The following is a 25,839-nucleotide window of genomic DNA, read 5'->3' as shown; positions in this document are numbered from 1 at the left end:
AGATGGGTTTAAAAAAATATCTTGAAGATATCGAGCCGAATTTTGAAGCCGGTGGTAAATATGAAAAGTTTTATGCTCTGTATGAAGCAGCAGCAACTATTTTTTATACACCAGGCTACGTAAATAAAGGCGCGACACACGTTCGTGACAACATCGACCTAAAACGCATGATGATTTTAGTGTGGATGGCAACGTTCCCTGCTATGTTTTTTGGTATGTTCAATATTGGTCATCAGGCCGCTGGTGCTTTAGCACAAGGTTTTGAACTAGCTAATATATGGCAAGTTGATTTGTTTCAACTGTTAGGCGGTCAATTAACCGCTGATGCAGGCTGGGGCGCTAAAATGTTCTATGGAGCGTGTTTCTTCCTACCAATTTATGCAGTTACTTTTGCTGTAGGTGGTTTTTGGGAAGTTATATTTGCTTCAGTGCGTAAACACGAAATTAACGAAGGTTTCTTCGTAACATCAGTGTTATTTGCACTTATTTTGCCAGCAACTATTCCTTTATGGCAAGTTGCGCTTGGTATTACATTTGGTGTTGTAATTGCTAAAGAAATCTTTGGTGGTACAGGTCGTAACTTCTTAAACCCTGCGTTAGCTGGTCGTGCGTTTTTATTCTTCGCATACCCGGCACAAATTTCAGGTGACACAGTATGGACAGCAGTAGATTCGTTCTCTGGTGCGACTATGCTTGGTCAAGCGTTTGTTGGCACACTTGATTTTTCAAACATGGAGTTATGGTGGAATGCGTTTTACGGTTTCATTCAAGGTTCTGTAGGCGAAACATCAACACTTGCATTATTAGTGGGTGGCTTGTTCCTTATTTACGTGCGTATCGCTTCTTGGCGTATAGTGCTAGGTGTATTTTTCGGTATGGTAATCACTGCATTACTGCTAAATACAGTTGGCTCTGAGACTAACCCAGTATTTGCTATGCCTTGGCATTGGCACTTTGTACTAGGTGGTTTTGCGTTTGGTATGTTCTTTATGGCTACCGACCCTGTGTCTGCTGCATTTACCGATAAAGGTAAGTTAGCTTATGGCGCTCTTATTGGTTTTATGGTTGTTATGATCCGTGTTGTGAACCCTGCTTTCCCAGAAGGTATGATGCTAGCAATCTTATTTGCTAACTTATTTGCTCCACTGTTCGATCACTTTGTAGTGCAAGCTAATATCAAACGGAGGTTGGCACGTAATGTCTAGTAATAACGAATCAATCGGTAAAACGTTAGCAGTAGTTGTTGCGCTATGTTTAGTGTGTGCAATTATCGTATCGTTTGCTGCTGTACAGCTTCGTCCTTTACAGCAAGCTAATAAAGCGAAAGATATTCAAAGTAATATCTTAGTTGCAGCGGGAATCGGAAAAGTTGAAAATGTTTCTGAAACATTCAACAACAAAATCGAAGTACGCTTAGTTAATATGAAAACGGGTGAGTCTTTTGCAAGCGACTCAAGTGAAGAAGTTCAGGCTAAGGTTAATGCATTTGACTTTGAAAAAAGCAAATTTGACCCTAAGCTAAGCTTTGCGCTTGCTGAAAAAGGCATTACTGATATTGCGGGCATTCAGCGCGTAACGACAGAGGCACCTGTATACATCTCTAGAGCAGATAATGGGTCAGTTGACACTATTATTGTTCCTATTCAAGGTTACGGTTTATGGGGCTTAATGTATGGTTTCCTTTCGCTTGAAAATGATGGCGAAACAATCAAAAACATTATCTTTTATAAGCATGGTGAAACACCTGGTTTAGGTGGCGAAATCCAAAATCCACAGTGGACTGCAAAATGGGAAGGTAAAGAATTACCTATCGATGTTGTAAAAAGTGGCGCTAGCAATGAGCATCAAATTGATGGTCTATCGGGTGCAACTTTAACGTCTAACGGTGTTGATAATACAGTTGACTTTTGGACTGGTGACAATGGCTTTGGTCCATTCCTTGCGGAAGTACGTAAAGGAGCATTGAAATAATGGCTGATACTAAAGAAATGAAAGCGGTCCTATTTGGCCCGGTTTTAGCTAACAACCCAATCGCACTACAAGTACTTGGTATTTGTTCTGCGCTAGCGGTAACATCTAGCTTAAAAAACGCATTAATCATGTCAATTGCTTTGACCTTGGTAACCGCGTTTTCTAGCTTCTTTATCTCGACTATTCGTAACCAGATCCCATCGTCAGTACGTATTATTGTACAAATGACGATTATTGCATCTTTGGTAATTGTTGTTGACCAAGTACTACAAGCATTTTCTTACGCTACGGCAAAAGAGCTTTCGGTATTTATCGGTCTAATTATTACTAACTGTATTGTAATGGGTCGTGCTGAAGCATACGCAATGAAGTCACCGCCACTTATGTCGTTTCTTGACGGTATTGGTAACGGTTTAGGTTATTCAGTAGTACTACTTACCGTTGGTTTCATTCGTGAACTATTTGGTAAGGGTTCACTATTCGGTGTTGATATTATCCCATTAGTACAAAATGGTGGTTGGTATCAACCTATGGGTCTATTGATATTACCACCGAGTGCATTCTTCATCATTGGTTTATTCATATGGGTACTACGTACTTATAAGAAAGACCAAGTAGAAGCTAAAGCGTAAGGGGCACACAGTGGAACATTATATTAGTTTATTTGTAAAAGCCGTTTTTATTGAAAACTTAGCGTTATCATTCTTCTTAGGCATGTGTACTTTTTTAGCTGTATCTAAAAAAGTAACCACATCAATTGGCCTAGGTGTAGCGGTTATTGTTGTATTAGGTATTTCGGTACCAGTTAACAACTTAGTTTACCATGCAGTGTTAGCACCGGGTTCACTTACGTGGCTTGGTTACCCAGATGCAGATCTTAGCTTTTTACGTTTCTTAACTTTCATTGGTGTTATTGCAGCACTTGTGCAAATTTTGGAAATGGCATTAGATAAGTTCTTCCCAGCACTTTACAACGCGTTAGGTATCTTCTTACCACTAATCACAGTTAACTGTGCAATTTTTGGTGCGGTATCTTTCATGGTTGAGCGTAACTATAACTTCGGCGAGTCTGTGGTTTATGGTATTGGCGCTGGTGTTGGTTGGGCACTTGCAATTACATTACTTGCAGGTATCCGTGAGAAAATGAAATATTCAGACGTTCCAGATGGCTTACGTGGTTTAGGTATTACCTTTATTACTGTTGGCTTAATGGCTCTTGGCTTTATGTCATTCTCTGGTATTTCACTGTAAAGGTAGCGAGGATAAATCATGGGTTATACTGATATTTTCTTAGGAGTTGGTGTTTTCATCGCTATCGTTGTACTACTAGTTTTAGTGATCATTGGTGCTAAATCTCAGTTAGTTGCAAGTGGCGATATCATCATTGGGATTAATGGCGACCCAGACAAAGCCATTAAAACATCAGCAGGTAGCAAGTTATTAGGCGCGCTATCTGAGTCAGGTATTTTCGTATCTTCTGCATGTGGTGGCGGTGGCTCTTGTGGTCAGTGTCGTGTACACATTAAAGAAGGTGGCGGCGATATTCTGCCAACTGAACTTGATCACATTTCTAAAGGTGAAGCCCGTGAAGGCTGTCGTTTAGCGTGTCAGGTAAATGTTAAAAATGACATGGAAATTGAGCTTGAAGAGTCAATTTTCGGTGTTAAAAAATGGGATTGTGAAGTTATCTCTAACGATAACAAAGCAACGTTCATTAAAGAACTTGTACTACAAATTCCAGATGGCGAGTCAGTGCCGTTCCGTGCGGGTGGTTACATCCAAATCGAAGCGCCAGCTCATCATGTTAAATATGCTGATTTCGATGTTCCAGAAGAATATCGTGGTGATTGGAACCATTTTGGTTTCTTCGACCTGGAGTCAAAAGTAGACGAAGAAACAATTCGTGCTTACTCAATGGCTAACTACCCAGAAGAAGAAGGCATCATTATGCTTAATGTGCGTATTGCTGCTCCACCGCCAAGAAACCTAAGCCTGCCATGTGGTAAAATGTCTTCGTACATTTGGTCACTAACTAAAGGCGATAAAGTAACTATTTCTGGTCCATTTGGTGAGTTCTTCGCTAAAAATACTGACGCAGAAATGATCTTCGTTGGTGGTGGTGCTGGTATGGCGCCAATGCGTTCTCATATCTTTGATCAACTTAAACGTTTGAACTCTAAGCGTAAGATGAGCTTTTGGTATGGTGCACGTTCTAGACGCGAAATGTTCTATGTTGAAGATTTTGACGGCCTAGCTGCTGAAAACGATAACTTCGTTTGGCACACCGCGCTTTCAGATCCGCAAGCAGAAGATAACTGGGAAGGCTACACAGGCTTTATCCATAACGTGTTATTTGAGAACTATCTTAAAGATCACGAAGCCCCTGAAGATTGTGAGTACTACATGTGTGGTCCTCCAATGATGAACGCGGCAGTTATTACTATGCTTAAAGATTTAGGTGTTGAAGACGAGAATATCTTACTAGATGATTTCGGTGGCTAATAGCTAAATGGGTTGAACCTATTTCAATCCTTAAAGATCAACAAGATCTATATCAAAACAACTTAGTTTTGGTTAAAATATCAGCCTCGTAGCATATTATGCTACGAGGCTTTTTTATTCATAAAGTTTTATTCTTAAATTAATGGAAGTAGGGTTGTGATGAATCGTGTAAGTATTCCCCAAGGCATAATGGCCTTGTTTTTAATATCGCTGATTTTTTTACTTAGTGGATGTAATGAAAAACCGCAGCCAGAGAGCTTTTACCTAGAAGGTAAAACAATGGGTACTACTTACCATATTAAATTTTACGATGAGCAGCCTCAGCGCGACGTAGTAGTGCTTAAAGAGGAAGTTGATGCTGTTTTACACGATATAAATCAGTCTATGTCAACGTACATACCTGACTCTGAAATAAACACTTTTAACCGTTTACCAGCCAATGAAGTAATGCCAATAAGTGCAGACTTTAGAGCGGTTGTTACTGAGTCAATTCGATTAGGCGAATCAACTAAAACTCTCGATGTTACTATGGGGCCGCTCATTGATTTATGGGGTTTTGGCCCTAATAAAAAACCAACTAAGCGCCCAAGCGATGCAGCCCTAGCAAAAATGTTGGCAAATATTGGCGTTGATAAACTTACCTTAACCGAGCAAGGTTTGGCTAAAACCGTTGATGGCTTAGAGCTGACGTTTTCGGCAACCGCTAAAGGTTATGGCATAGATAAAGTAGCGCAACTTTTAGAAAGCCATAATATTAGTAACTATATGGTAGAAATTGGTGGCGAGCTGCGTATAAGCGGTGTTAAACCCAATAATCAAGACTGGAAAATAGCCATTGAACAACCTGACGCACAGCCAGGTGAGCGTGAAGTGCATCGAGTTTTAGCACCCGGTACCAATGGTATTGCTACATCGGGCGATTACCGTATTTTTTATGAAATGGAAGGTGAAACATACAGCCACTTAATTGATCCAGTAACAGGTATGCCTAGCCGTCACGATTTAGTATCGGTAACAGTATTGCACCCAAGTGCTATGACAGCAGACGGGCTTGCAACGGCATTAACCGTAATGGGTATGAAAAAAGCCCAAGCTTATGCACAAAAACATGATTTACCAGTGTATTTAATAGGGAAGTCAGATGAGGGTTTAATAACATATTCAAGCCCTGCATTTAAGCCTTATTTATAACGCTTAGGTTTATATTTTAATCACTAAGGTATATAATAACAGTTGCTCAAATATGTTTGAGCCTAATTTATTGCTGAACAATAGGGGCTAAGCAATGTCACTTTTTCTTCTTACTTTTACTTTACTTATTTTGATTGTGGCAGCGATGGCTGTGGGCATGATTGTACAAAAAAAATCTATGGCTGGTAGTTGTGGTGGCCTAGGTGCCGTAGGTATTGATAAAGTCTGCGATTGCGATGATCCATGTGATAAACGTAAACAGCGCATGGCAAAAGAGCAAGTTTGGAAAGAAAATCAAATTATGTAACGTATTTTTTATTTAAAACATACGTGTAAAAAAAGCCCCCAATATTTAATTATTGGGGGCTTTTTTATATGCGTTATTAATAGCAGAGTAATAACGCATATAAAACGAAAACTAACTTAAGGCTAATTAAATTGTTATTGAACTGGACGTTGTTTTATCAATATAAATAAGCAAAATTTGATTAGGTATAAAAATTAATGAAGTAAAAATGCTAAATATTTATTATTTTTTCTTGTGCAGCCCACTCGCTTTGTTATACTCACGTTCGAACTTTCAGTAAGTTTTGAAAGTTTGATTGATGCAAATCAATTTCCACTTAGCAAGTTTGTGCTAGTCGGATCTAATTGTATTTAGCAGCTGATTTTAGGCTTACAGCAGGTGTGATTTGTTATTTTTCATTATTTGCGTATTGAGTTATTTTTGTTATTAGTCATTTAAGTAGGTTAATGTCTTTGAACGCACTATCTTGTAATCATACTAATGTTCAGCTTGCCTTTGGCGAGAGTGCATTGTGTGGGCGCTTGAATAAGGCTGGAAAAGGCGTGTGCGTGGCTATAACATTAGTCGTATTTAATCCCCTAATGCTGCTAAGCGGAGCTGCAGAGGATGCATTTAGCCTTGAAGCTTTGTTAAGCGATAACACTTTTGTAAAGCCGTTATTACTAACAATTGCTGAATTTTTAGCTTATCCGATTATTTCTAGCCAGTTACTTATTGGCCTTTGTTGGTTATTGTTTCATACATTTTCAGCACGTCGTGCTGGAATAATCCTCCGTAAAGCAGCCTTTGCTTTTAGCGAGGCTAAAGTTAGCCAACCAGTGCAAGCCGCACATGGTTGTCGTGCTCCACCTAGCTTTACAGGTTGTCTGTAAGGTTACCCCTTGTTATTGGTTTAATTATTTTGTCTTGCTGTAAATAATTAGCCTGTTGTAAACAAAGTAGCTCAGTGTTTTTTAAACACATTTCAGCCAACCACCACTCACCCAAGTTAACTTTTATTACGTTATATAAATGCGTTTAGAAAGCTGGGTTTGTTGCTAGGTCTTTATTGGCATGAGCTTTAGATTTTGAATAGCCCCCTTATTTTTTATAATTTGATATTAGTTAACTTGGGTTTACCGATAAACCGTTGCTTAGCGCTATTTTAAAGCAGCACCTTAGAACTTTTAGGTTTGTAGGATAGTCCCTTGATAATTCGTAACCTCTGTAATATTGCTTTAGCTAGTACAGTACTGGCGTTGTCAGGCTGTAAAGGCGGGATACTCGATCCAAAAGGGCAGATAGGCATTGATGAGAAAAACTTAATCATCATAGCTACTGTGCTTATGTTACTGGTAGTGATCCCCGTTATTGTGATGACTTTATATTTCGCTTGGAAATATAGAGACACACAAACTCATGAAATTTACGCTCCCAAATGGGCTCATTCTAATAAGATTGAAGCTGTTGTGTGGGCTGTTCCTATTGTTATTGTTGTTATTTTAGGTGTTATTACTTGGCAGTCTACGCAAGCGCTAGACCCTTATAAACCAATTGAAGGCAAAGGCAAGCACCTCACTGTTGAAGTGGTATCGCTAAACTGGAAGTGGTTATTTATTTACCCTGAGCAAGGCATTGCTACGGTTAACGAGTTGGTGTTTCCGGCAAACGTGCCTGTTGAATATAAAATCACTTCAGAGAGCACCATGAATTCATTTTTTATTCCGCAATTGGGGAGTCAAATATACTCAATGGCTGGCATGGAAACCAAACTGCATTTAATCGCCAATGAACCGGGGACTTTTAAAGGTTTTTCGGCCAATTACAGTGGTGCAGGTTTTACCGGTATGAAGTTTAATGCCATTGCTACTCCTACCCAAGCCGGTTTTGACAAATGGGTAAGCGATATTAAAGCACAAGGTAATAACCTTACTCACGCCAATTATGTTGAGCTGGCTAAAGCGAGCGAAAACAACCCAGTGGCCTACTACGGCGACGTTGAATCAGGCTTATTTCATACCATAGTGATGAAATATATGGGCGCACACGGCGATATGAATAAAAAGCACCCTGCAATGGGCGAGCATTCAACGCACTCATCTCACAGCCAAGGCGAGGAATAACCATGTTGTTTTTAGGTAAACTTTCAATGGATGCAATTCCGTTTCATGAACCCATTATTATGGTAACCATGGCCGTTATTGCATTAGCTGGGCTTATTATTGCCGGGCTTATTACAAAATATAAAAAATGGGGCGTGCTGTGGCGCGACTGGATCACCTCGGTTGATCATAAACGCTTAGGCGTAATGTACATTTTATTAGCGTTAATTATGTTATTTCGTGGGTTTTCTGATGCCATTATGATGCGTGCTCAGTTAGCACTTGCTACCAGTGGAGCTCCTGGGTATTTGCCACCAGAACATTACGACCAAATATTTACCGCACACGGCGTTATTATGATCATCTTTATGGCCATGCCATTTATGATAGGTTTAATGAATATTATAGTGCCATTGCAAATTGGCGCACGTGATGTCGCTTTTCCATTTTTAAATAACTTAAGCTTTTGGCTTACTGCCAGTGGCGCTATTTTAATTAATTTGTCACTTATTTTTGGTGAGTTTGCAAAAACAGGTTGGGTGGCTTATCCACCGCTCTCGGAGCTAACTTTTAGTGCCGGGGTGGGGGTCGACTATTATATATGGGCGTTGCAAATATCAGGGCTTGGCACATTATTAACCGCAGTGAACTTTTTAGTTACCGTGTTTAAAATGCGTGCACCAGGTATGAGCTTAATGAAAATGCCGGTTTTTACTTGGACCTGTACATGGGCTAATATTTTAATTGCCGCATCATTCCCTATTTTAACAGCCGTATTGGCCATGCTAACGCTTGACCGTTATCTCGATTTTCACTTCTTTACCAATGATCTGGGCGGAAACGCCATGATGTACATCAACCTATTTTGGGCGTGGGGTCATCCAGAGGTTTATATTTTAGTGCTGCCAGCATTTGGTGTGTTCTCTGAAATAATTTCTACCTTTACCAGCAAACGTCTATTTGGTTATAAGTCGATGATTTACGCCAGTGGTGCTATCTCTATTTTAGGCTTTATTGTGTGGTTACATCACTTTTTTACCATGGGTTCGAGCGCCAACGTTAATGCGTTTTTTGGGGTAATGACCATGGTTATTGCCGTACCAACCGGGGTTAAGTTGTTTAACTGGTTATTTACTATTTACCGTGGTCGTTTACGTATAACCGTACCCGTATTGTGGACGCTTGGCTTTATGGTTACCTTTACCGTAGGTGGCATGACCGGAGTGCTATTAGCAATACCTGGTGCTGACTACGTACTGCATAACAGTTTGTTTTTAATCGCGCATTTTCATAATACTATTATTGGTGGCGCGGTATTTGGCTACCTTGCGGGCTTTGCATTTTGGTTCCCTAAAGCAATGGGATTTAAGCTAAATGAAGGCTGGGGTAAAGGCGCATTTTGGTGTTGGATTATTGGCTTTTTTGTCGCGTTTATGCCGCTGTACGTATTAGGCTTTTTAGGTATGACCCGTCGTTTAAATCACACCAATAACCCAGATTGGAATATTTGGTTATACATAGCTGCAGTAGGCGCAGTCATTATTATGTTTGGTATTATTTGCCAAGTAATTCAATTGTATGTGAGCTTTAGAGACCGTGAAGCACTTGACGATGCTACCGGCGATCCATGGAACGGTCACACGCTTGAATGGTCAACATCGTCACCACCACAGGCTTATAACTTTGCCCAAATACCGCATGTTGACGATATTGATGCCTGGACCGACATGAAAGAAAAAGGCGAAGCTTATCAAGGTAAAATAAGCTATAGCCCAATTCATATGCCTAAAAACACTTCGGCAGGGGTACTTATGGCTGCTAGTTTAACCGCATTTTGTTTCGCCATGATCTGGCATATTTGGTGGTTAGCTGCGGCAGGTTTAGTAGGAGGCATAGCTATATTTATCAAACGTTGTTATGCAAGCGATGTTGACTACTATGTGCAGCCCGACGAAGTAGCACGTATTGAACAAGCACATAACTTAAGTGCCACTATTTTAGCCACTGATAAGGAGCTAAACGCATGAGTACCTTGTCTGTTAGTCAAGAGTCAGTAACTTTAAACTCTGCAATTGTAAATACCAAACAGGATCATGATGCTCACGCGCATCATGATACCTCTAGTAATACTACTTTTGGTTTTTGGCTTTACTTAATGACCGATTGCCTATTGTTTGCCTCGTTTTTTGCTACCTACGCGGTGTTGTTTATGAACACCGCTGGCGGCGTATCGGGTAAAGATATTTTTGAACTCGACTTTGTAGCAGTAGAAACTGCCGCACTGCTTATTAGTAGTATTACCTTTGGTTTTGCAATGATAGCCGCGCAAGGGCAAAAAAAGGCGCTGACCTTAATATGGTTAGCGGTTACTTTTTGTTTAGGTGTGGTGTTTATTAGTATGGAGGTTTACGAATTTAATCACCTAATTGTGCATGGCAATGGTCCACAAAAAAGTGCTTTTTTAACCTCGTTTTTTGCATTAGTTGGCTTGCATGGTTTACACGTAACCGCAGGTTTAATTTGGATGAGTGTAATGATGATTGAAGTTGCTAAACGTGGCTTAGGTAAAGCAACCGTAACGCGTTTGAGCTGCTTAAGCTTGTTTTGGCACTTTTTAGATATTGTGTGGATTTGTGTATTCACCCTAGTTTATTTAATGGGAGCAATGTAATGAGCCACAGCGAAACACATGCTTTAAAGCAAATGCAAAATGAGCATCACCACGATGAATCTCACGGCAGTGTTAAAAGTTATTTAATTGGTTTTGTATTGTCGGTAATTTTAACCGCTATACCATTTTATATGGTAATGAGTGGCGACTTTTCAAAAGCAACCACGCTTTACAGCATTATTACTCTAGCCGTAGTACAAATTTGGGTACATTTAAAATACTTTTTACACCTTAATTTTATTACCGAAGATGGCCGTGCAAGTACCTTCTCATTTTTATTCAGTGCCCTAATTATTGTTATGGTGGTTGGGCTATCTGTTTGGATTATTTACGAATCTAACGCAATGATGATGTATTAGGAGCTAAAGATGTTTCGTCGTTATTTATCAGTAACTAAGCCAGGTATTATTATGGGTAACTTAATCAGCGTAGCGGGCGGGTTTTTACTAGCCTCCCGCGGTGATATAAACCCATGGCTAATGGTTGCTACCTTAATTGGCTTATCGCTAGTGGTTGCATCAGGTTGTGCTATTAATAATGTGATTGACCGAGATATAGATATTGCCATGGCGCGTACTCGCACCCGGGTAACAGTAACGGGCGAAATGTCTGCAATGGCTGCTTTATGTCATGGGGTGGTATTGGGGATTATAGGCTTTGGTTTATTAATAGCTTATACCACTCCTGCAGCAGTATTTTTTGCCGCCTTTGGTTACTTTATTTATGTAGGGGTTTATAGCCTTTACATGAAGCGTAACTCAGTTTATGGCACTTTTATTGGCAGTTTATCGGGGGCTGTGCCACCGGTTGTTGGTTACTGCGCAGTATCTGGGGAGTTTGATATGGGGGCATTAATTTTACTGGTAATGTTTAGCCTGTGGCAAATGCCGCACTCATACGCCATTGCTATTTTTCGCTTTAAAGATTACCAAGCAGCGGGTATTCCTGTATTACCTGTAGCGCAAGGTATTGATAAAGCAAAACGCCATATTGTGCTTTATATTGCCATATATGCCTTGGTTGTAATGCTGCTACCTATTAGTGGTTATACCGGTGCTGCTTTTATGGCGGTTGCCTGTATTACTAGTTTTTGGTGGCTGTTAATGGCGCTGCGGGGCTATCGTCGTAATATAGATATAAGCGGCTGGGCACGCCAAGTATTCGCGTTTTCAATTATTAATATTACCGCACTTAGTATTGCTATGGCGGTAGATTATCAAAGCATAGCGCCGCAGTTACTCGTACTTAGTTAAGTTTAAGTTGCGGTTAATTTAATCATACCTAGTTAATACACCTAGTTAATAGTACCGAGTTAATAGTACCGAGTTAATTCCAAAGTTAACAAAGGCTCTGAGATATTCGAGGAGCCTTTTTTCGTTTTAACGCCCGCTGCAATATGTATTTATACCAAAACTCTAAAACTATTAAAAACGTGCTGCTTGCTCAACTACAATGCCATGACGCTGAGCTAAACGCTGGTGATCTCTGTCGTAACCGCCGCCAATAACCGTAGCTACCGGAGTGTTGTGCTCAAGGCAGCGTTTAAGTACGAGATGATCGCGCTGCTCTATACCTTGCCAGCTAATATCGAGTTTGCCTAAACCGTCTTGTTGCCACACATCAACTCCCGCATCGTACAGCACTAAATCGGGGTTTAGCTCTTTGAGCAAAAATTGCAGGGTGTCGTCAACTATGCCTAAATACTCAGCGTCTTGCATATTGTTAGTTAAACCAATATCTAAATCGCTAGGGGATTTACGAAACGGAAAGTTTTTTTCGCAATGAATCGAGCAGGTATACGCATAAGGCTGATGTTGCAGCATGGCCGCGGTGCCATCGCCTTGATGTACGTCTAAATCAAAAATAAGTACATTAGTAACCTCACCCGACTCAATGAGTGTTTGTGTAGTAAAAGCCAAGTCGTTAACCATGCAATAGCCTGAGCCAAAATCAGTATGCGCGTGGTGTGTACCGCCTGCTAAATGGCATGCCATACCGTGTTTAAGGGCTAAGCGAGCGGTTTGTAGTGTACCTTGTGGGGCTGTAAAGGTACGCGCCATTAGCTCTTTTGACCAAGGTAGACCAATACGGCGCATGGCTTTTTCGTCTAATTGATTATGATATAGGTCGTGAATATAGTTTTCGCAGTGTACTAATTCTAGTGCCTCTGGCGTACCTAATAACGGCTGTACTAAGTTATCGCCAACTAATCCTAACTGCTTAACGTGCTGGTATAAATGTGCAAATTTACTCATTACAAAGCGATGTTTAGGATCAAAGCTAAACGAGTAATTAGGATGATAAACTAACGGCAAGTGAGGATTTAGGGTCATAAAATTCTATTTGTAGTTATAGTTATAAAACAAAAGCCCTACATAAATGCAGGGCTTAATTATTGCCTAGAGCTTAAAATTAGCTGTTAGCCAATCTTTTTGTACTTAATACGCTTAGGTTGAGTTGCCTCAGCACCTAACGTCTTTTTAAGCCACTCTTCGTATTCAGTGTAGTTACCATCAAAGAAGTTAATTTGGCCTTCGTCGCGGTAATCTAAAATATGTGTAGCAATACGGTCAAGGAACCAACGGTCATGCGATATACACATTACACAACCAGGAAACTCTAAAATAGCGTTTTCTAGTGCACGTAGTGTTTCAACGTCCAAGTCGTTAGTTGGCTCATCGAGTAGTAACACGTTACCGCCAGCTTTTAATAACTTAGCAAGGTGTAAACGGTTACGCTCACCACCCGATAGGTCTTTAACAAACTTTTGCTGATCGTTACCTTTAAAGTTAAAACGGCTAACGTAAGCACGGCTTGGGAACTCAAAATTACCAATTTTAAGTACGTCTTGCCCGTCTGATATTTCTTGGAAAACAGTTTTGCTTTCGTCCATACCGTCACGGAACTGATCAACCGTTGCAATGTGTACGCTTTCACCTATGGTGATGTTGCCGCTGTCTTGCTGTTGCTCGCCGCTGATCATTTTAAACAGTGTTGATTTACCCGCGCCGTTAGCACCAATAATGCCCACAATGGCACCTTTTGGCATGCTAAAGCTTAAATCGTCGATTAATACACGGTCGCCAAAGCTTTTACGTAAGTTAGTTATTTCAAGCACTTGATCCCCTAAACGTGGGCCAGGCGGAATAAACATTTCGTTGGTTTCGTTACGTTTTTGATAATCAGACTGCTGCATTTCGGTAAACTGCGCCATACGTGCTTTTGACTTAGCTTGGCGGCCTTTAGGGTTTGAACGAACCCATTCAAGCTCTTGCGCAATTGACTTTTGACGTGCTTTTTCAGATTTTTGCTCTTGTTGTAGGCGCGCATCTTTTTGCTCTAACCACGAAGAGTAGTTACCTTCCCATGGAATACCTTCACCACGGTCAAGCTCTAAAATCCAACCTGCTACATTATCTAGGAAGTAACGGTCATGCGTTACCGCCACAACTGTGCCTTCGTAATCGTGTAAGAAGCGCTCTAACCAGGCAACCGACTCAGCGTCTAAGTGGTTAGTTGGCTCATCGAGAATAAGCATGTCTGGTTTTTCAAGTAACAGTCGGCATATAGCAACACGGCGGCGTTCACCACCCGAAAGGTGCTCAATTTTAGCATCCCACTCAGGTAAACGTAGTGCATCGGCAGCGCGCTCTAAAACGTTGTCTATGTTGTGACCATCGTGCGCTTGAATAACCGCTTCAAGCTCGCCTTGCTCTTTTGCAAGTGCGTCAAAGTCAGCGTCTTCCATGGCGTATTCGTTATACACTTCGTCAAGGCGTTTAAGCGCGTATTTAACTTCGCCAACAGCTTGCTCAACGATTTCGCGTACGGTTTTGCTTTCGTCTAAAACAGGTTCTTGCGGTAAGTAACCAATTTTAGTGCCTGGTTGTGGAAAGGCATCACCTTCAAAGTCTTGGTCAACACCGGCCATAATACGTAGCAATGTTGATTTACCAGAGCCGTTTAAACCAAGCACACCAATTTTAGCGCCCGGGAAAAAGTGTAACGAGATGTCTTTTAAGATAGTGCGCTTAGGTGGCACAACCTTAGAAACTCGACTCATCGAGAATATAAATTTATCAGGTAAAACCATGGAAAAAACCTTCAAATAATAATAAAAATTACAATGCTCTATTGTAGTGGTTGACGGGTGAGGCAGTCAACGAATGGCCAATTTTAAACCGACAAACAAACTATAAAGTGCGCAAAAACGATTATAAAATAGGATGAAAAAATTTCATTTGGATATTTAGACATCTATACATCTATTGGTTGATATTTTTTCTTATCTGTTCATAATAAGTTTTCGGTTTTGATGAATAGGAGTAAAAGGATGCCAATTACAGTAAAAGACGAGCTACCAGCTATTGCTCGCCTGCGCCAAGAAAACGTATTTGTAATGCCACAAACTCGTGCAAAAACGCAAGAAATTCGCCCCATGCGTTTGGCTATTCTTAACTTAATGCCTAATAAAGTTGAAACCGAAGTACAGTTTATTCGTTTGCTTGCCAATTCGCCCTTGCAAGTAAATGTAGAACTACTGCGTCTTGACACTCATCGCAGTAGCAGTAATTCAGAGCAGCACCTAGACACCTTTTATCGTTATTTTTCAGAAGTAAAAAACAATAACTACGATGCATTAATAGTTACCGGCGCGCCGCTAGCGCATTTAGAGTACCAGGATGTAGCTTATTGGGATGAGTTTACCGCAATTTTAGATTGGGCTGAGCAGCATGTTACGTCTACACTTTTTTCGTGTTGGGCAGCGCATGCAGCGCTTTATCATCATTATAAAATAAAGCGCGATTTAAAAACCGATAAACTGTGCGGCGTATTTACGCACCAATGTTACTTTGAACATGGGGCGTTAACGCGCGGCTTTGACGACACCTTTTTAGTGCCGCATTCGCGTTATGGCCATGTAGATGTAAATAAAATAAATGCTTGCAATGAACTAGTCGTGCTAGCGGGTTCTGAGAAAGTAGGTGCTTACTTAGTTAAAAATAAGTCGGGCAGCCAAGTGTTTATTACCGGCCACCCAGAGTATGATGCCGACTCGTTAAAAGCTGAATACCAACGCGATTGCGAAAAAAGCGACAATGCGCCCAAACCCGAAAATTACTTTCCAGATGATGATGCAACTAAACAACCTTCAAAAACGTGGCAAAGCCATGCTTTTTTACTTTTTTCGAACTGGTTAAATTATTACGTGTACCAAACTACACCCTATGATATTAATTTAGTTAGCCAAGACGTAAGGACTAACAACTATGCCGAATAACCCTCTTAATAATGACCAAAATAAGCACGACGAACTAAGTGCAGCGTTAAAAGAGCGAATTTTAATTTTAGACGGCGCTATGGGCACTATGATCCAAGCACACCAATTAGAAGAGCAAGACTATCGCGGTGAGCGCTTTAAAGATTGGCATGTACTTATTCGCGGTAATAACGATTTACTAAGCCTTACGCAGCCTAAAATAATTACCGATATTCATCGTAGCTTTTTAGCTGCCGGTGCCGATATTATCGAAACCAATACCTTTAACTCCACCACCATTTCGATGGAAGATTACGACATGGCTAATTTAAGCCGTGAAATAAACCTAGAGTCGGCAAAATTGGCACGGCTACTTTGCGATGAGTTTAGTGCTAAAACACCCGAAAAACCACGTTATGTAGCGGGCGTACTTGGGCCAACATCAAAAACTTGTTCATTGTCGCCCGATGTAAACGATCCGGGTTATCGTAATGTTACCTTTGATCGTTTAGTTACTGCCTATGTAGAATCGACCTTGGCACTGATGGAAGGTGGCGCCGATATTATTTTAATCGAAACCATATTCGATACCCTCAATGCTAAAGCTGCATCGTTTGCAGTAGAGGAAGCGTTTGAGCAAGCAGGGCGCACATTACCAGTTATGATCTCCGGCACTATTACCGATGCCTCTGGGCGTACGCTTTCGGGGCAAACTACCGAAGCCTTTTATAACTCTATTCGCCATATTAAACCGCTTTCTATAGGCCTTAACTGCGCCTTAGGCCCAGATTTACTGCGCCAATATGTGCAAGAGTTGTCGCGTGTATGCGAAACCTTTACCTCTGTGCATCCAAATGCAGGCTTGCCTAACGAATTTGGTGGCTACGACCTAGAAGCAAAAGAAATGGCAACCGAAATTATTGATTGGGGTAAGTCGGGCTTTATTAATATTGTAGGTGGTTGCTGCGGCACCACACCTGCGCATATTCGCGCCTTTGCAAAAGGGCTTGAAGGCGTTAAACCACGCCAGTTGCCAGAAATTGAAGTACGCATGCGTTTATCGGGCCTCGAAGCCTGTAACTTAAATTAAGGAGCCGCCAACATGACTCAAAAAATAGCAGTATTTACTAATGTCGGCGAACGTACCAATGTAACCGGCTCCGCCATGTTTAAACGTTTGATCATGGAAGAAGACTATGAAACCGCGTTAACAGTTGCTCGCGAACAAGTAGAAAACGGCGCGCAGGTAATTGATATAAACATGGACGAAGCCATGTTGGACTCAAAAGCCGCCATGGTTAAGTTTTTAAATTTAATTGCCTCAGAACCCGATATTTCTCGCGTACCTATAATGGTCGACTCCTCTAAATGGGAAGTAATAGAAGCCGGTTTAAAGTGCATTCAAGGCAAAGCCATTGTTAACTCAATTTCGTTAAAAGAAGGCGAAGAGCCGTTTATTCGTCAAGCCAAAACCATTAAACGTTTTGGTGCAGCGGCTGTAGTTATGGCCTTTGACACCGACGGCCAAGCCGCTACCGCCGATAGAAAGTTTGAAATATGTGAGCGTAGCTACAAAATATTAGTAGAAGAAGTTGGCTTTGCGCCCGAAGACATTATTTTTGACCCAAATATATTTGCTGTAGCCACAGGGATAGAAGAGCACGACAACTACGCGGTCGAATTTATTGAAGGCACACGGCGTATAAAGCAAAACTTGCCGCACTGTAAAGTGTCGGGTGGGGTGTCGAATGTGTCGTTTTCGTTTCGCGGTAATAACCCAGTACGTGAAGCTATTCACTCAGTATTTTTATATCACGCTATTCAAGCGGGTATGGATATGGGGATTGTTAACGCGGGGCAACTGGCGGTTTACGACGACATACCAGAAGAACTACGCAAAGCCGTTACAGACGTAATACTCAACACCGATCCAGGTGCAGGCGAGCGTTTAGTAGAGCTTGCGCCTAAGTACTCAGGCATGGCACAAGCTGAGCGCGTTGAAGATTTAGAATGGCGCAGTTGGAGCGTTGAAAAACGCCTTGAGCATGCCCTTGTTAAAGGCATTACCGAATACATAGAAGTAGATACCGAAGAGTGCCGCGCTGCTGCCGCTAAACCTATTCACGTAATTGAAGGCCCGTTAATGGACGGCATGAACGTAGTAGGTGACTTATTTGGTGCAGGTAAAATGTTTTTACCACAAGTAGTTAAATCGGCCCGTGTAATGAAGCGCGCCGTAGCTTACCTAGATCCCTACATTGAGCTTGAGAAAGAAGAAGGTTCAACCAACGGCAAAATTGTAATGGCCACGGTAAAAGGCGACGTACACGACATAGGTAAAAACATTGTTGGCGTAGTACTGCAATGTAATAACTACGAAGTAATCGACTTAGGCGTAATGGTGCCTGCTGATAAAATACTGCAAACCGCAATCGATGAAAAAGCCGATATTATTGGTTTATCGGGGCTAATTACCCCATCGCTTGACGAAATGGTACACGTAGCCAAAGAAATGAAACGCCGTGGTTTTGAACTGCCGCTGTTAATTGGTGGTGCTACTACATCAAAAGCGCACACCGCCGTTAAAATTGAGCCACAGTACGATAAAGGCGTAGTGTATGTAAGTAACGCCAGCCGTGCAGTGGGTGTGGTTTCAAACTTATTATCGAAAGAGCACAAAAGTGACTTTTTAGAAAAAACACAAGCCGAGTACGTGAAAGTACGCGAGCAACAAGCGCGTAAAAAACCACGCTCAAAACCAGTGACAATTCAGCGTGCTCGCGATAACGCCGCAAAACTCGATTGGGATAACTACACACCACCAGTGCCTAAACAGCTTGGCGTGCAAGAGTTTAAAAATGTATCTATAACTACGCTGCGTAAATACATAGATTGGACGCCATACTTTATGACCTGGTCAATCGCCGGTAAATACCCGCGCATAATGACCGATGAAGTAGTTGGCGAGCAAGCGCAAAGCTTATTTAAAGACGCCAACGACATGTTAGACGACCTTGAAAAAGCAGGCAGCTTGCAACCACTGGGTGTAATTGGTTTATTCCCTGCAAACCGCGTTGGCGACGACATAGAAATATACACAGACGAAACACGCAAAGAGGTGTTAACTACCTCGTGCCATTTACGCCAGCAAACCGAAAAAACCGATTTTGCTAACTACTGCCTAGCTGATTATATAGCCCCAAAAGGTACGCCAGATTACTTTGGCGCATTTGCAGTAACGGGGGGGTTGGAAGAAGACGACCTAGCTAATGCGTTTGACGCCCAGCAAGACGACTACAACAAAATAATGATTAAAGCCGTTGCCGACAGGCTCGCCGAAGCGTTTGCCGAGTACCTACACGAGCAAGTACGTAAAGAATACTGGGGTTTTGCACCAGATGAAAACCTAGAAAACGATGAGCTAATACGCGAAAACTACCAAGGTATTCGCCCTGCGCCAGGTTACCCAGCGTGCCCAGAGCACACCGAGAAAAAGAAAATTTGGCAGTTGCTCGACACCGAAAAACGTATTGGCATGCAGCTAACAAGCTCGTACGCCATGTGGCCAGGTGCGGCCGTTTCGGGCTGGTACTTTTCGCACCCGGAAGCTAAATATTACGCCGTAGCCGCAGTACAAAAGGATCAGGTGGAAGATTACGCTAAACGAACTAATATGACGTTAGAGGAAGCTGAAAGGTGGCTATCGCCTAACTTAGGGTATGATCCGGAATAGAGCGGAGCGGTCAGTTATCAGTAAAACAAAAACGAGCCAAATTTGGCTCGTTTTTAACAACTATTGTGACCAATTAATTCAGTGTCTAGAATTAATTGGCCACAACACATTAATTTTATTATTCAATTTTTTAGATTAGTTTTTAGGTTGGCCACCAAGACAAATCAGTTCATTGGCTTCTTCTTTGCTCAAGTCACTTAGGAGTAAATCTAAGGTGATCTCAGTGCGTCGTTGGGCTGAACCAAACTTGTCAAAACCACCACACTTCACGGTGTCAATTTTTACCAGTGCGATAGTTTGGCTGTTGTCTTTTATCTCAATGTTCAAATAGCGCATATAACTAGCCATGTCCCACCACCAGTTTGCAGAGTAAGTCAGCTTAGGGTTATTTGTTACGTTAGAGTTAGACTGTGAAATATCGACAATTTGATATTTAAAGCCGTATTTATCTAACTTGCCAGCAATGATATGTTTAATTGAATCTTTAGTTTTACCATCATCGATTATTTGTATATTTTTGTTTGTTAAACTTTTTGAATCTAGTTTTTGAAGCTCAACAATTGCATTGTTAGCACAACCAGAGAGTAACAATATTGTAGATATAGCGGTGAAGCATCTTAACATTAAATTAATTTCCAATAATTATATAGATCTTATAAATAATACCATGGTAAAAATTAAACAGACACCCACCTTAATATTTGTAATATCAGTGTAATTAACTATGCTCTTTTTAGTGCAATAATTAAGCAGGGTGTCACATGGCTATCGCAAGAAAACGTCAGGTTAGTTTGGTCGATACAAAATACTATCACTGTATTTCGCGCTGTGTACGCCGTGCATTTTTATGCGGCGTAGACAACTTTACTAATCAATCGTATGAACATCGCAGAGGGTGGGTTGAAAGCAAATTACTTGCCCTCGCTAACGTGTTTTGTATTGATGTGTGCGCGTATGCAGTAATGAGTAATCACACGCACTTAGTACTCTATGTTGATGATAAAAAAGCCAAGCGACTAACCGATAAAGCCATTATTCAGCGGTGGCACAGGCTTTGTAAAGGCACTGTACTCACTAACAAATACCTGCAAGGCGAAGAGCTAAGCAAAATTGAATGGCTCTTTCTAAATGAAACAATCAATGAATACCGAGAACGCTTAGCTAATATCAGTTGGTTTATGCGGCTATTAAATGAAGACATTGCGCGCAGAGCTAATAAAGAAGATAACTGTACCGGCCGCTTTTGGGAGGGACGCTTTAAATCACAAGCCCTCTTAGATGAAGCCGCATTAATCGCCTGTATGGCATATGTTGACTTAAACCCAATAAGAGCAAAGGCAGCAACAACACCAGAAACATCAGAGCATACCAGCGTAAAAATACGCATTGAAAGTGCCACTGCAGGTAAGCAACCGAAGCAACTCCTGCGCTTTTCAGGTAAACCCAAAAAGCACATGGCGAAAGGATTACCCTTTGCGCTTAAATCTTACCTTGAACTAGTAGAATTAACCGGGCGTTGTATACGTGAAGACAAGAAAGGCTATATTGAGAGTACCACTTTACCCCTGTTACAAAGAGTAAACATTACCCCCGAAAACTGGCTAAAACTCACCACACAATTTAGTCGCGTATTTCATGGCGCAGTAGGTCGCCCAGCGTCACACGAAGGATACTGCGAACACCTAAACAGAAAGCGGCGCACCAACGTTAGTAACTGCGAAAAGCTACTGGCTTAAAATTTCACTTCAAAAATTACCCGTTATTCCCCTTCACTGTGAAAGCACAGTATTTCGCATGCCTAAAAGTGAATAAAAAGCAGTTAAATACAGCGTTATTTGAATATTATTTTAATAAGCAGAGAGATTGTCAAAGCTAAGGGGATTTTAAGCTCAGCAATGTTTATTTAGATAAACACCAAAGGGATTAATTATTAGGGTGGGTGTCATTCTATGTTTTCTATGTTTCTATATCCCATACCTGACATTAAAAATGAACCTGAGTTTATTAACCGCTTTGATGAAGTATTTAATGATGAACTCACTGCAGTTATTGCCAGTTCAAACATTGATACCGATTGGGATAGTGTAGGTTGGCGTGGCATTATGCTCAATAACGGCGTTATGTGGGTAGATACCGACGGTAAAATTATTGCTGTAAATACCCAAAACGCTAAAGAGCAGGCACTTGCTAAAAGCTTAATAGAACAAGGTAAGCAATCTTTGCATGCAAGTATCAATACTTTTGAAAAGCCAGTACTTGATTGGAAAACAGCTAACTACCATATTCGTGTGGATGATTTAGGCGATCATAATTTTCGTTATGCAGTGTGGGGTATTGATAAAAAGCCAAGCGACAAGCCTGATATGGTTTTACTAAATGGCGATATTACATTTGAAGGCAGTGGTGGCAATCATAATTATACGTTTAAAAATGGTCGTTATAGTTATGTGTTACAGGTAACTATTATTGGTTGCGATACATCCCCGCCAGGCTGGCTCGAAGTATATAAAGGTGATGAGCTACTATTAGCTGAAGATGTGATAAGTGCTCATTAATGTTTAGCCAAAAACAAAACCGCCAACAAAGGCGGTTATTTTTAAGTAGCTAATAGCTAAAATTAATGGTCTTTTTCAAATTCATCAACTTCGCGTTCGGCTTCTTCTTTCGACTTACCGTATTGCTGTTGAATTTTGCCAACTAACTCTTTGCGGCTACCTTCAATTTTATCTAAATCATCGTCGGTTATGTCGCCCCATTTACGTTGCGCTTTACCTTTAAGTTCTTTCCAATTACCTTTGATACGATCGCTGTTCATAAGTAGCTCCTTACTTTAGATTAGTGAAATTAACAGTCAACTATAAAGTAGCAAGTCGTATACCAAAAAAAAGCATAAATATTTTTTGTAATTAATATCAGTAGCTTAATATCAATCATAAATAGAGTAAGGCTAAAAGGTGGGTGTAATTATGTGGTCCTTCTTTAAATGCATACAAAATATACATAGCAGTTTGTAATAATTGCTTATCCAATATAGGTTTTAAGTTATTATGTTGCGATAAAACAGACGGTATGAGTGAGTTATGGATACTAAAGTGTGTGAATATGGCGTAGGAGATTGCTCTTACAAAATGGCGGGGGAGTTAGTAGGTATTACCCAGCTGGTTGATGCATTTTATGATTATATGCAACAGTTAAAAGAGGCTAAGCACATAAGAGATATGCACAGTAAAGACTTGTCGCAGTCGCGTAAAAAGTTAGCTTACTTTTTGTCAGGTTGGATGGGCGGACCTAAGCTGTACGCGGAGCATTTTGGCAGCATTAACATTCCCCAGGCGCATAAACACTTGGCGGTAGGCGTTGCCGAAAGTGAAGCTTGGCTATTATGCATGCAAAAAGCCGTAGATGATCAGCCTTATGCAGAGTCGTTTAAAGTGTATTTAATGCAGCAATTGCGCGTACCCGCAGAGCGAATTAGAATGGTATCGGGTAGCTAGTAGAGAGTTAATAGGTAGAAAGTGGGTAGCTAATGGGCAACCTATTGAGCTTAGTTGCTTGTAAAAGAGTATTAATTATTAAACATCAACCGCAGTCACGCTGCGGTTTTTTGTTACAATGCCGGTAAAGCAATTTAGGGTAAATAGCTGTGCTGCCGGTTCAAAACATATATCAACAACTCGTAATAACATTACAAAGCAACCCAATTACGCTACTGCAAGCGCCGCCGGGTGCAGGTAAGTCTACTTGGTTGCCGCTGCAACTTATGCGTGATGGGCACTTTAAACGTATTGTAATGCTAGAGCCGCGTCGTTTAGCTGCGCGTAATATTGCTAGTTACTTGGCAAAGTGTCAAAACGAGAGTGTTGGCCAAAGTGTTGGCCTGCGTATAAGAGGTGAGAGTAAAGTAAGTGTTAATACGCGCCTTGAAATAGTTACCGAAGGCATGCTTACTCGTATGCTGCAAAACGATCCTGAGCTTAGCGATGTTGATTTACTGATATTTGATGAGTTTCATGAGCGCTCTATTGCAGCCGATACTTCATTGGCATTTGCGTTAGAGACCCAAAGTGCGCTGCGCGAAGATTTAACCATAATGTTGATGTCGGCAACCCTTGATACCCAGCGCTACACTGAGTTTTTTGCTTGCCCTGTAATTCAATCAAATGGGCGCAGCTATCCAATAGATGAAGTATATATACCCATAAAAGATGAAAGCCGCTGGCTTGATGCAATCCCCACTATAATAAAACAAGCACTGAGTGAGCAAACAGGCAGCGCGTTGGTGTTTTTACCAGGGCAGCACGAAATACTCAGGGTACAACAAGCACTCACTGACTTACCAAATAATTGTATAGTGGCAACGCTATTTGGCGAGCAAGATAAAGCCAACCAGCAAGCAGCTATTGCTCCTGCGCCTGAAGGGATGCGCAAGGTGGTACTTACTACCAATGTGGCCGAAACTAGCTTAACCATTGAAGGCATAAGGATTGTGATTGATAGCGGTAAACGCCGCGCCGCGACCTTTAATTTAAAAACCGGTGTTACTGAACTCACAACACAAAGCATATCGCGCTCATCGGCAGTGCAGCGTGCAGGGCGTGCAGGGCGAATAGAGCCAGGTGTGGTTTATAGGCTTGGCTCTAAGCAAACTTTTGAGCGCCGTAATAGTCACGACAATCCCGAAATACTCACATCAGACATAAGCCAACTAATGCTAGAAGCTAAGCAGTGGGGGGCAAGCATTGAGGAGCTAACCTTGCTTGATAAGCCTACTGAGCAGCAAGGCATACAGGCAAGTAACTTACTTAGCATGCTTGAAGCCATAGACAGCAAAGGCAAGCTCACACCGCTTGGCAGTAAAATGTTAGGCTTTGGCGCTGATATTCGTTTGGCGCATATGCTATTAAAAGCGCAGGCATTAGAGCAAGCACTCCCCGGTATTTATCGACTCGCTATTTATTTGGTGGCATTACTTGAAAGCCGCGTAAATACTGCTAATGAGCTAAGCTTAGCGCTGCATAGCCAACAACAACGGCCACATCCGGTATTCAAGCAGCAATTAAAATATTGGCAAAGTCGCTTAAAAGTAAAAGAGTCAAATGGCGATTTAAATACCGAGCACTTAAGCTTGCTGGTGGCGCTTGCTTACCCCGATCGAATCGCGAAAAAGCGTGGCAGTGGATACTTACTTGCCAATGGTGCAGGCGCTGAGCTAAACCGCGATTACTGGCATAACGACGACTACCTTGCAATTGCCACTATGGGCGGGCACAAAGGCGGGCGTATTTTTAGTGCCACATCACTTAGCCCATTTGAGCTGCAAGCCTATTTGCCGCATTTATTTAGCATGCAAACTCGCTGTGAGTTTGATGAAAAAACCGCACGCTTTATCCATCAAGACGAAGTGAAACTGGGCGCTATTACCCTTACTAGCCAGCCAAGTGCGCAAAAACTCGATAAAAGTGAGCGCGCCAAAGCATGGTTAAATTTATTTACTAAACATGGCTTTGCACTGTTTAATGAACAAAAAGACGCTGAGCAACTATTAATTAGAATGAGCTTAGCAAGTAAGCTAATGAGCGAAAAGTTTCCGAAAATTAACGAGCAACAACTTATTCAAACGGCACCGCAGTGGCTAGGTGTATTTTTACAAGATATTAAAACCCTGGAGCAGCTTAAAAAGTTTAACTACTTTGAGGCATTACAAAATTGTTTTGACTGGCAACAACAAAGTGCCTTAAAAAGCTTACTGCCACTGCGTTTAACGGTAGCGAGCGGCTCTAATATTAGGATTGAATATCAGCTTGAAGGCCCTGCAAAGCTCAGTGTACGTATGCAAGAAGTATACGGTATGACCAGCACGCCGTTGTTGGCGCAGGGGAAATTGCCACTGCTGATGGAGTTATTGTCGCCGGGGAAACGCTCGTTGCAACTTACTCAAGATTTAGCACACTTTTGGAATACCAGTTATCGCGATGTACAAAAAGAAATGAAAGGGCGTTACCCCAAGCATTTTTGGCCCGATAGCCCTGCAACCAGTATTGCAACTAACAAAGTGAAAAGTAAAATGTGAGCGTGTACTTAGTTGAAGTAATAATATTAACCTCACAGTTAAATTCGAGATTA

General features: G+C 41.4%; 24 protein-coding genes. 20 read left to right on the top strand and 4 right to left on the bottom strand.

The features are described from left to right. Positions 1-2 precede the first annotated feature (2 nt). From PNIG_RS12665 to cyoE, 13 genes are all read left to right on the top strand, one after another. The gene (locus PNIG_RS12665; protein ID WP_011328897.1) at positions 3-1,205 is read left to right on the top strand and encodes an NADH:ubiquinone reductase (Na(+)-transporting) subunit B; all 1,203 of its coding nucleotides are present in this window, start codon (positions 3-5) and stop codon (positions 1,203-1,205) included. Beyond that, on the top strand, positions 1,198-1,971 hold the full coding sequence (locus tag PNIG_RS12660; protein ID WP_011328896.1) for a Na(+)-translocating NADH-quinone reductase subunit C: 774 nt from the start codon (positions 1,198-1,200) through the stop codon (positions 1,969-1,971). The genes PNIG_RS12665 and PNIG_RS12660 overlap by 8 nt, the downstream gene beginning before the upstream one ends. Next, positions 1,971-2,603: an NADH:ubiquinone reductase (Na(+)-transporting) subunit D gene (locus tag PNIG_RS12655; protein WP_011328895.1), complete on the top strand. Its 633-nt coding sequence runs from the start codon at positions 1,971-1,973 to the stop codon at positions 2,601-2,603. Before PNIG_RS12660 ends, PNIG_RS12655 begins: the two co-directional genes overlap by 1 nt. 10 nt (positions 2,604-2,613) lie before the next feature. Then, positions 2,614-3,222 carry an NADH:ubiquinone reductase (Na(+)-transporting) subunit E gene (gene nqrE, locus PNIG_RS12650; protein ID WP_011328894.1) on the top strand — a complete coding sequence of 203 codons (609 nt, stop codon included), beginning with the start codon at positions 2,614-2,616 and terminating at the stop codon, positions 3,220-3,222. An 18-nt stretch (positions 3,223-3,240) separates the two neighbouring features. Next, positions 3,241-4,473 carry an NADH:ubiquinone reductase (Na(+)-transporting) subunit F gene (gene nqrF, locus PNIG_RS12645; protein WP_011328893.1) on the top strand — a complete coding sequence of 411 codons (1,233 nt, stop codon included), beginning with the start codon at positions 3,241-3,243 and terminating at the stop codon, positions 4,471-4,473. A 159-nt stretch (positions 4,474-4,632) separates the two neighbouring features. Beyond that, a complete protein-coding gene (locus tag PNIG_RS12640) occupies positions 4,633-5,664 on the top strand; it encodes an FAD:protein FMN transferase (RefSeq protein ID WP_011328892.1) in 1,032 nt (343 codons plus the stop codon). A gap of 94 nt (positions 5,665-5,758) precedes the next feature. Further along, positions 5,759-5,971: a (Na+)-NQR maturation NqrM gene (gene nqrM, locus PNIG_RS12635; RefSeq protein WP_089368638.1), complete on the top strand. Its 213-nt coding sequence runs from the start codon at positions 5,759-5,761 to the stop codon at positions 5,969-5,971. Between the two features lie 452 nt (positions 5,972-6,423). Continuing rightward, positions 6,424-6,843 (top strand): hypothetical protein, encoded by a 420-nt coding sequence (locus PNIG_RS12630; RefSeq protein WP_089368978.1) that lies wholly within the window; start codon positions 6,424-6,426, stop codon positions 6,841-6,843. 315 nt (positions 6,844-7,158) lie between these two features. Then, positions 7,159-8,073: a ubiquinol oxidase subunit II gene (gene cyoA, locus PNIG_RS12625; protein WP_089368637.1), complete on the top strand. Its 915-nt coding sequence runs from the start codon at positions 7,159-7,161 to the stop codon at positions 8,071-8,073. Between the two features lie 2 nt (positions 8,074-8,075). Then, positions 8,076-10,079 (top strand): cytochrome o ubiquinol oxidase subunit I, encoded by a 2,004-nt coding sequence (cyoB, locus tag PNIG_RS12620; RefSeq protein ID WP_089368636.1) that lies wholly within the window; start codon positions 8,076-8,078, stop codon positions 10,077-10,079. After that, entirely contained in the window at positions 10,076-10,723 is a 648-nt protein-coding gene (gene cyoC, locus PNIG_RS12615; RefSeq protein ID WP_011328886.1) for a cytochrome o ubiquinol oxidase subunit III, read from the top strand. The genes cyoB and cyoC overlap by 4 nt, the downstream gene beginning before the upstream one ends. Then, positions 10,723-11,082: a cytochrome o ubiquinol oxidase subunit IV gene (cyoD, locus tag PNIG_RS12610; protein ID WP_011328885.1), complete on the top strand. Its 360-nt coding sequence runs from the start codon at positions 10,723-10,725 to the stop codon at positions 11,080-11,082. Before cyoC ends, cyoD begins: the two co-directional genes overlap by 1 nt. Positions 11,083-11,091: 9 nt before the next feature. After that, positions 11,092-11,976: a heme o synthase gene (gene cyoE / locus PNIG_RS12605; RefSeq protein ID WP_089368635.1), complete on the top strand. Its 885-nt coding sequence runs from the start codon at positions 11,092-11,094 to the stop codon at positions 11,974-11,976. Between the two features lie 171 nt (positions 11,977-12,147). On the opposite strand, the gene PNIG_RS12600 is transcribed toward cyoE, so the two are convergent. Next, entirely contained in the window at positions 12,148-13,056 is a 909-nt protein-coding gene (locus PNIG_RS12600) for a histone deacetylase family protein (RefSeq protein WP_011328883.1), read from the bottom strand. Positions 13,057-13,142: 86 nt separating this feature from the next. Then, the gene (gene ettA / locus PNIG_RS12595) at positions 13,143-14,816 is read right to left on the bottom strand and encodes an energy-dependent translational throttle protein EttA (RefSeq protein ID WP_011328882.1); all 1,674 of its coding nucleotides are present in this window, start codon (positions 14,814-14,816) and stop codon (positions 13,143-13,145) included. A gap of 240 nt (positions 14,817-15,056) precedes the next feature. Between ettA and metA the strand changes: the two genes are divergently transcribed. The 3 genes from metA to metH are packed head-to-tail and all read left to right on the top strand — an operon-like array spanning position 15,057 to position 19,716. Continuing rightward, positions 15,057-16,004 (top strand): homoserine O-acetyltransferase MetA, encoded by a 948-nt coding sequence (gene metA, locus PNIG_RS12590; RefSeq protein WP_011328881.1) that lies wholly within the window; start codon positions 15,057-15,059, stop codon positions 16,002-16,004. Then, positions 15,994-17,073: a homocysteine S-methyltransferase family protein gene (locus tag PNIG_RS12585; RefSeq protein WP_011328880.1), complete on the top strand. Its 1,080-nt coding sequence runs from the start codon at positions 15,994-15,996 to the stop codon at positions 17,071-17,073. Before metA ends, PNIG_RS12585 begins: the two co-directional genes overlap by 11 nt. Before the next feature lie 12 nt (positions 17,074-17,085). Continuing rightward, positions 17,086-19,716: a methionine synthase gene (metH, locus tag PNIG_RS12580; RefSeq protein ID WP_089368634.1), complete on the top strand. Its 2,631-nt coding sequence runs from the start codon at positions 17,086-17,088 to the stop codon at positions 19,714-19,716. A 135-nt stretch (positions 19,717-19,851) separates the two neighbouring features. On the opposite strand, the gene PNIG_RS12575 is transcribed toward metH, so the two are convergent. After that, on the bottom strand, positions 19,852-20,340 hold the full coding sequence (locus PNIG_RS12575) for an Sbal_3080 family lipoprotein (RefSeq protein WP_011328878.1): 489 nt from the start codon (positions 20,338-20,340) through the stop codon (positions 19,852-19,854). Between the two features lie 137 nt (positions 20,341-20,477). Between PNIG_RS12575 and PNIG_RS12570 the strand changes: the two genes are divergently transcribed. Further along, on the top strand, positions 20,478-21,452 hold the full coding sequence (locus PNIG_RS12570) for a transposase (protein WP_089368633.1): 975 nt from the start codon (positions 20,478-20,480) through the stop codon (positions 21,450-21,452). A gap of 213 nt (positions 21,453-21,665) precedes the next feature. Continuing rightward, on the top strand, positions 21,666-22,271 hold the full coding sequence (locus PNIG_RS12565; RefSeq protein ID WP_244181041.1) for a hypothetical protein: 606 nt from the start codon (positions 21,666-21,668) through the stop codon (positions 22,269-22,271). Between the two features lie 62 nt (positions 22,272-22,333). On the opposite strand, the gene PNIG_RS12560 is transcribed toward PNIG_RS12565, so the two are convergent. Further along, positions 22,334-22,531, bottom strand: a complete 198-nt coding sequence (locus tag PNIG_RS12560; protein WP_011328875.1) for a CsbD family protein — start codon at positions 22,529-22,531, stop codon at positions 22,334-22,336. Between the two features lie 265 nt (positions 22,532-22,796). On the opposite strand from PNIG_RS12560, the gene PNIG_RS12555 reads away from it, so the two are divergent. Both PNIG_RS12555 and hrpB read left to right on the top strand, forming a co-directional pair. Beyond that, on the top strand, positions 22,797-23,210 hold the full coding sequence (locus tag PNIG_RS12555; RefSeq protein ID WP_011328874.1) for a group II truncated hemoglobin: 414 nt from the start codon (positions 22,797-22,799) through the stop codon (positions 23,208-23,210). Positions 23,211-23,359: 149 nt separating this feature from the next. Beyond that, a complete protein-coding gene (gene hrpB / locus PNIG_RS12550; protein WP_089368632.1) occupies positions 23,360-25,786 on the top strand; it encodes an ATP-dependent helicase HrpB in 2,427 nt (808 codons plus the stop codon). Positions 25,787-25,839 lie beyond the last annotated feature (53 nt).

This window comes from Pseudoalteromonas nigrifaciens, from assembly GCF_002221505.1.
GTDB classification, from domain to species: Bacteria; Pseudomonadota; Gammaproteobacteria; order Enterobacterales; family Alteromonadaceae; genus Pseudoalteromonas; species Pseudoalteromonas nigrifaciens.
The sequence above is the reverse complement of the archived record's forward strand: the minus strand, read 5'-3'. Positions and strand labels throughout refer to the sequence as shown.

Bases quoted from the DNA above. Each gene is read 5' to 3' on its own strand.
- PNIG_RS12665 (WP_011328897.1), top strand. From the start codon at position 3: ATGGGTTTAAAAAAATATCTTGAAGATATCGAGCCGAATTTTGAAGCC.
- PNIG_RS12660 (WP_011328896.1), top strand. From the start codon at position 1,198: ATGTCTAGTAATAACGAATCAATCGGTAAAACGTTAGCAGTAGTTGTT.
- PNIG_RS12655 (WP_011328895.1), top strand. From the start codon at position 1,971: ATGGCTGATACTAAAGAAATGAAAGCGGTCCTATTTGGCCCGGTTTTA.
- nqrF (WP_011328893.1), top strand. From the start codon at position 3,241: ATGGGTTATACTGATATTTTCTTAGGAGTTGGTGTTTTCATCGCTATC.
- PNIG_RS12640 (WP_011328892.1), top strand. From the start codon at position 4,633: ATGAATCGTGTAAGTATTCCCCAAGGCATAATGGCCTTGTTTTTAATA.
- nqrM (WP_089368638.1), top strand. From the start codon at position 5,759: ATGTCACTTTTTCTTCTTACTTTTACTTTACTTATTTTGATTGTGGCA.
- cyoB (WP_089368636.1), top strand. From the start codon at position 8,076: ATGTTGTTTTTAGGTAAACTTTCAATGGATGCAATTCCGTTTCATGAA.
- cyoC (WP_011328886.1), top strand. From the start codon at position 10,076: ATGAGTACCTTGTCTGTTAGTCAAGAGTCAGTAACTTTAAACTCTGCA.
- cyoD (WP_011328885.1), top strand. From the start codon at position 10,723: ATGAGCCACAGCGAAACACATGCTTTAAAGCAAATGCAAAATGAGCAT.
- cyoE (WP_089368635.1), top strand. From the start codon at position 11,092: ATGTTTCGTCGTTATTTATCAGTAACTAAGCCAGGTATTATTATGGGT.
- PNIG_RS12600 (WP_011328883.1), bottom strand. From the start codon at position 13,056: ATGACCCTAAATCCTCACTTGCCGTTAGTTTATCATCCTAATTACTCG.
- ettA (WP_011328882.1), bottom strand. From the start codon at position 14,816: ATGGTTTTACCTGATAAATTTATATTCTCGATGAGTCGAGTTTCTAAG.
- metA (WP_011328881.1), top strand. From the start codon at position 15,057: ATGCCAATTACAGTAAAAGACGAGCTACCAGCTATTGCTCGCCTGCGC.
- PNIG_RS12585 (WP_011328880.1), top strand. From the start codon at position 15,994: ATGCCGAATAACCCTCTTAATAATGACCAAAATAAGCACGACGAACTA.
- metH (WP_089368634.1), top strand. From the start codon at position 17,086: ATGACTCAAAAAATAGCAGTATTTACTAATGTCGGCGAACGTACCAAT.
- PNIG_RS12575 (WP_011328878.1), bottom strand. From the start codon at position 20,340: ATGTTAAGATGCTTCACCGCTATATCTACAATATTGTTACTCTCTGGT.
- PNIG_RS12570 (WP_089368633.1), top strand. From the start codon at position 20,478: ATGGCTATCGCAAGAAAACGTCAGGTTAGTTTGGTCGATACAAAATAC.
- PNIG_RS12565 (WP_244181041.1), top strand. From the start codon at position 21,666: ATGTTTTCTATGTTTCTATATCCCATACCTGACATTAAAAATGAACCT.
- PNIG_RS12560 (WP_011328875.1), bottom strand. From the start codon at position 22,531: ATGAACAGCGATCGTATCAAAGGTAATTGGAAAGAACTTAAAGGTAAA.
- PNIG_RS12555 (WP_011328874.1), top strand. From the start codon at position 22,797: ATGGATACTAAAGTGTGTGAATATGGCGTAGGAGATTGCTCTTACAAA.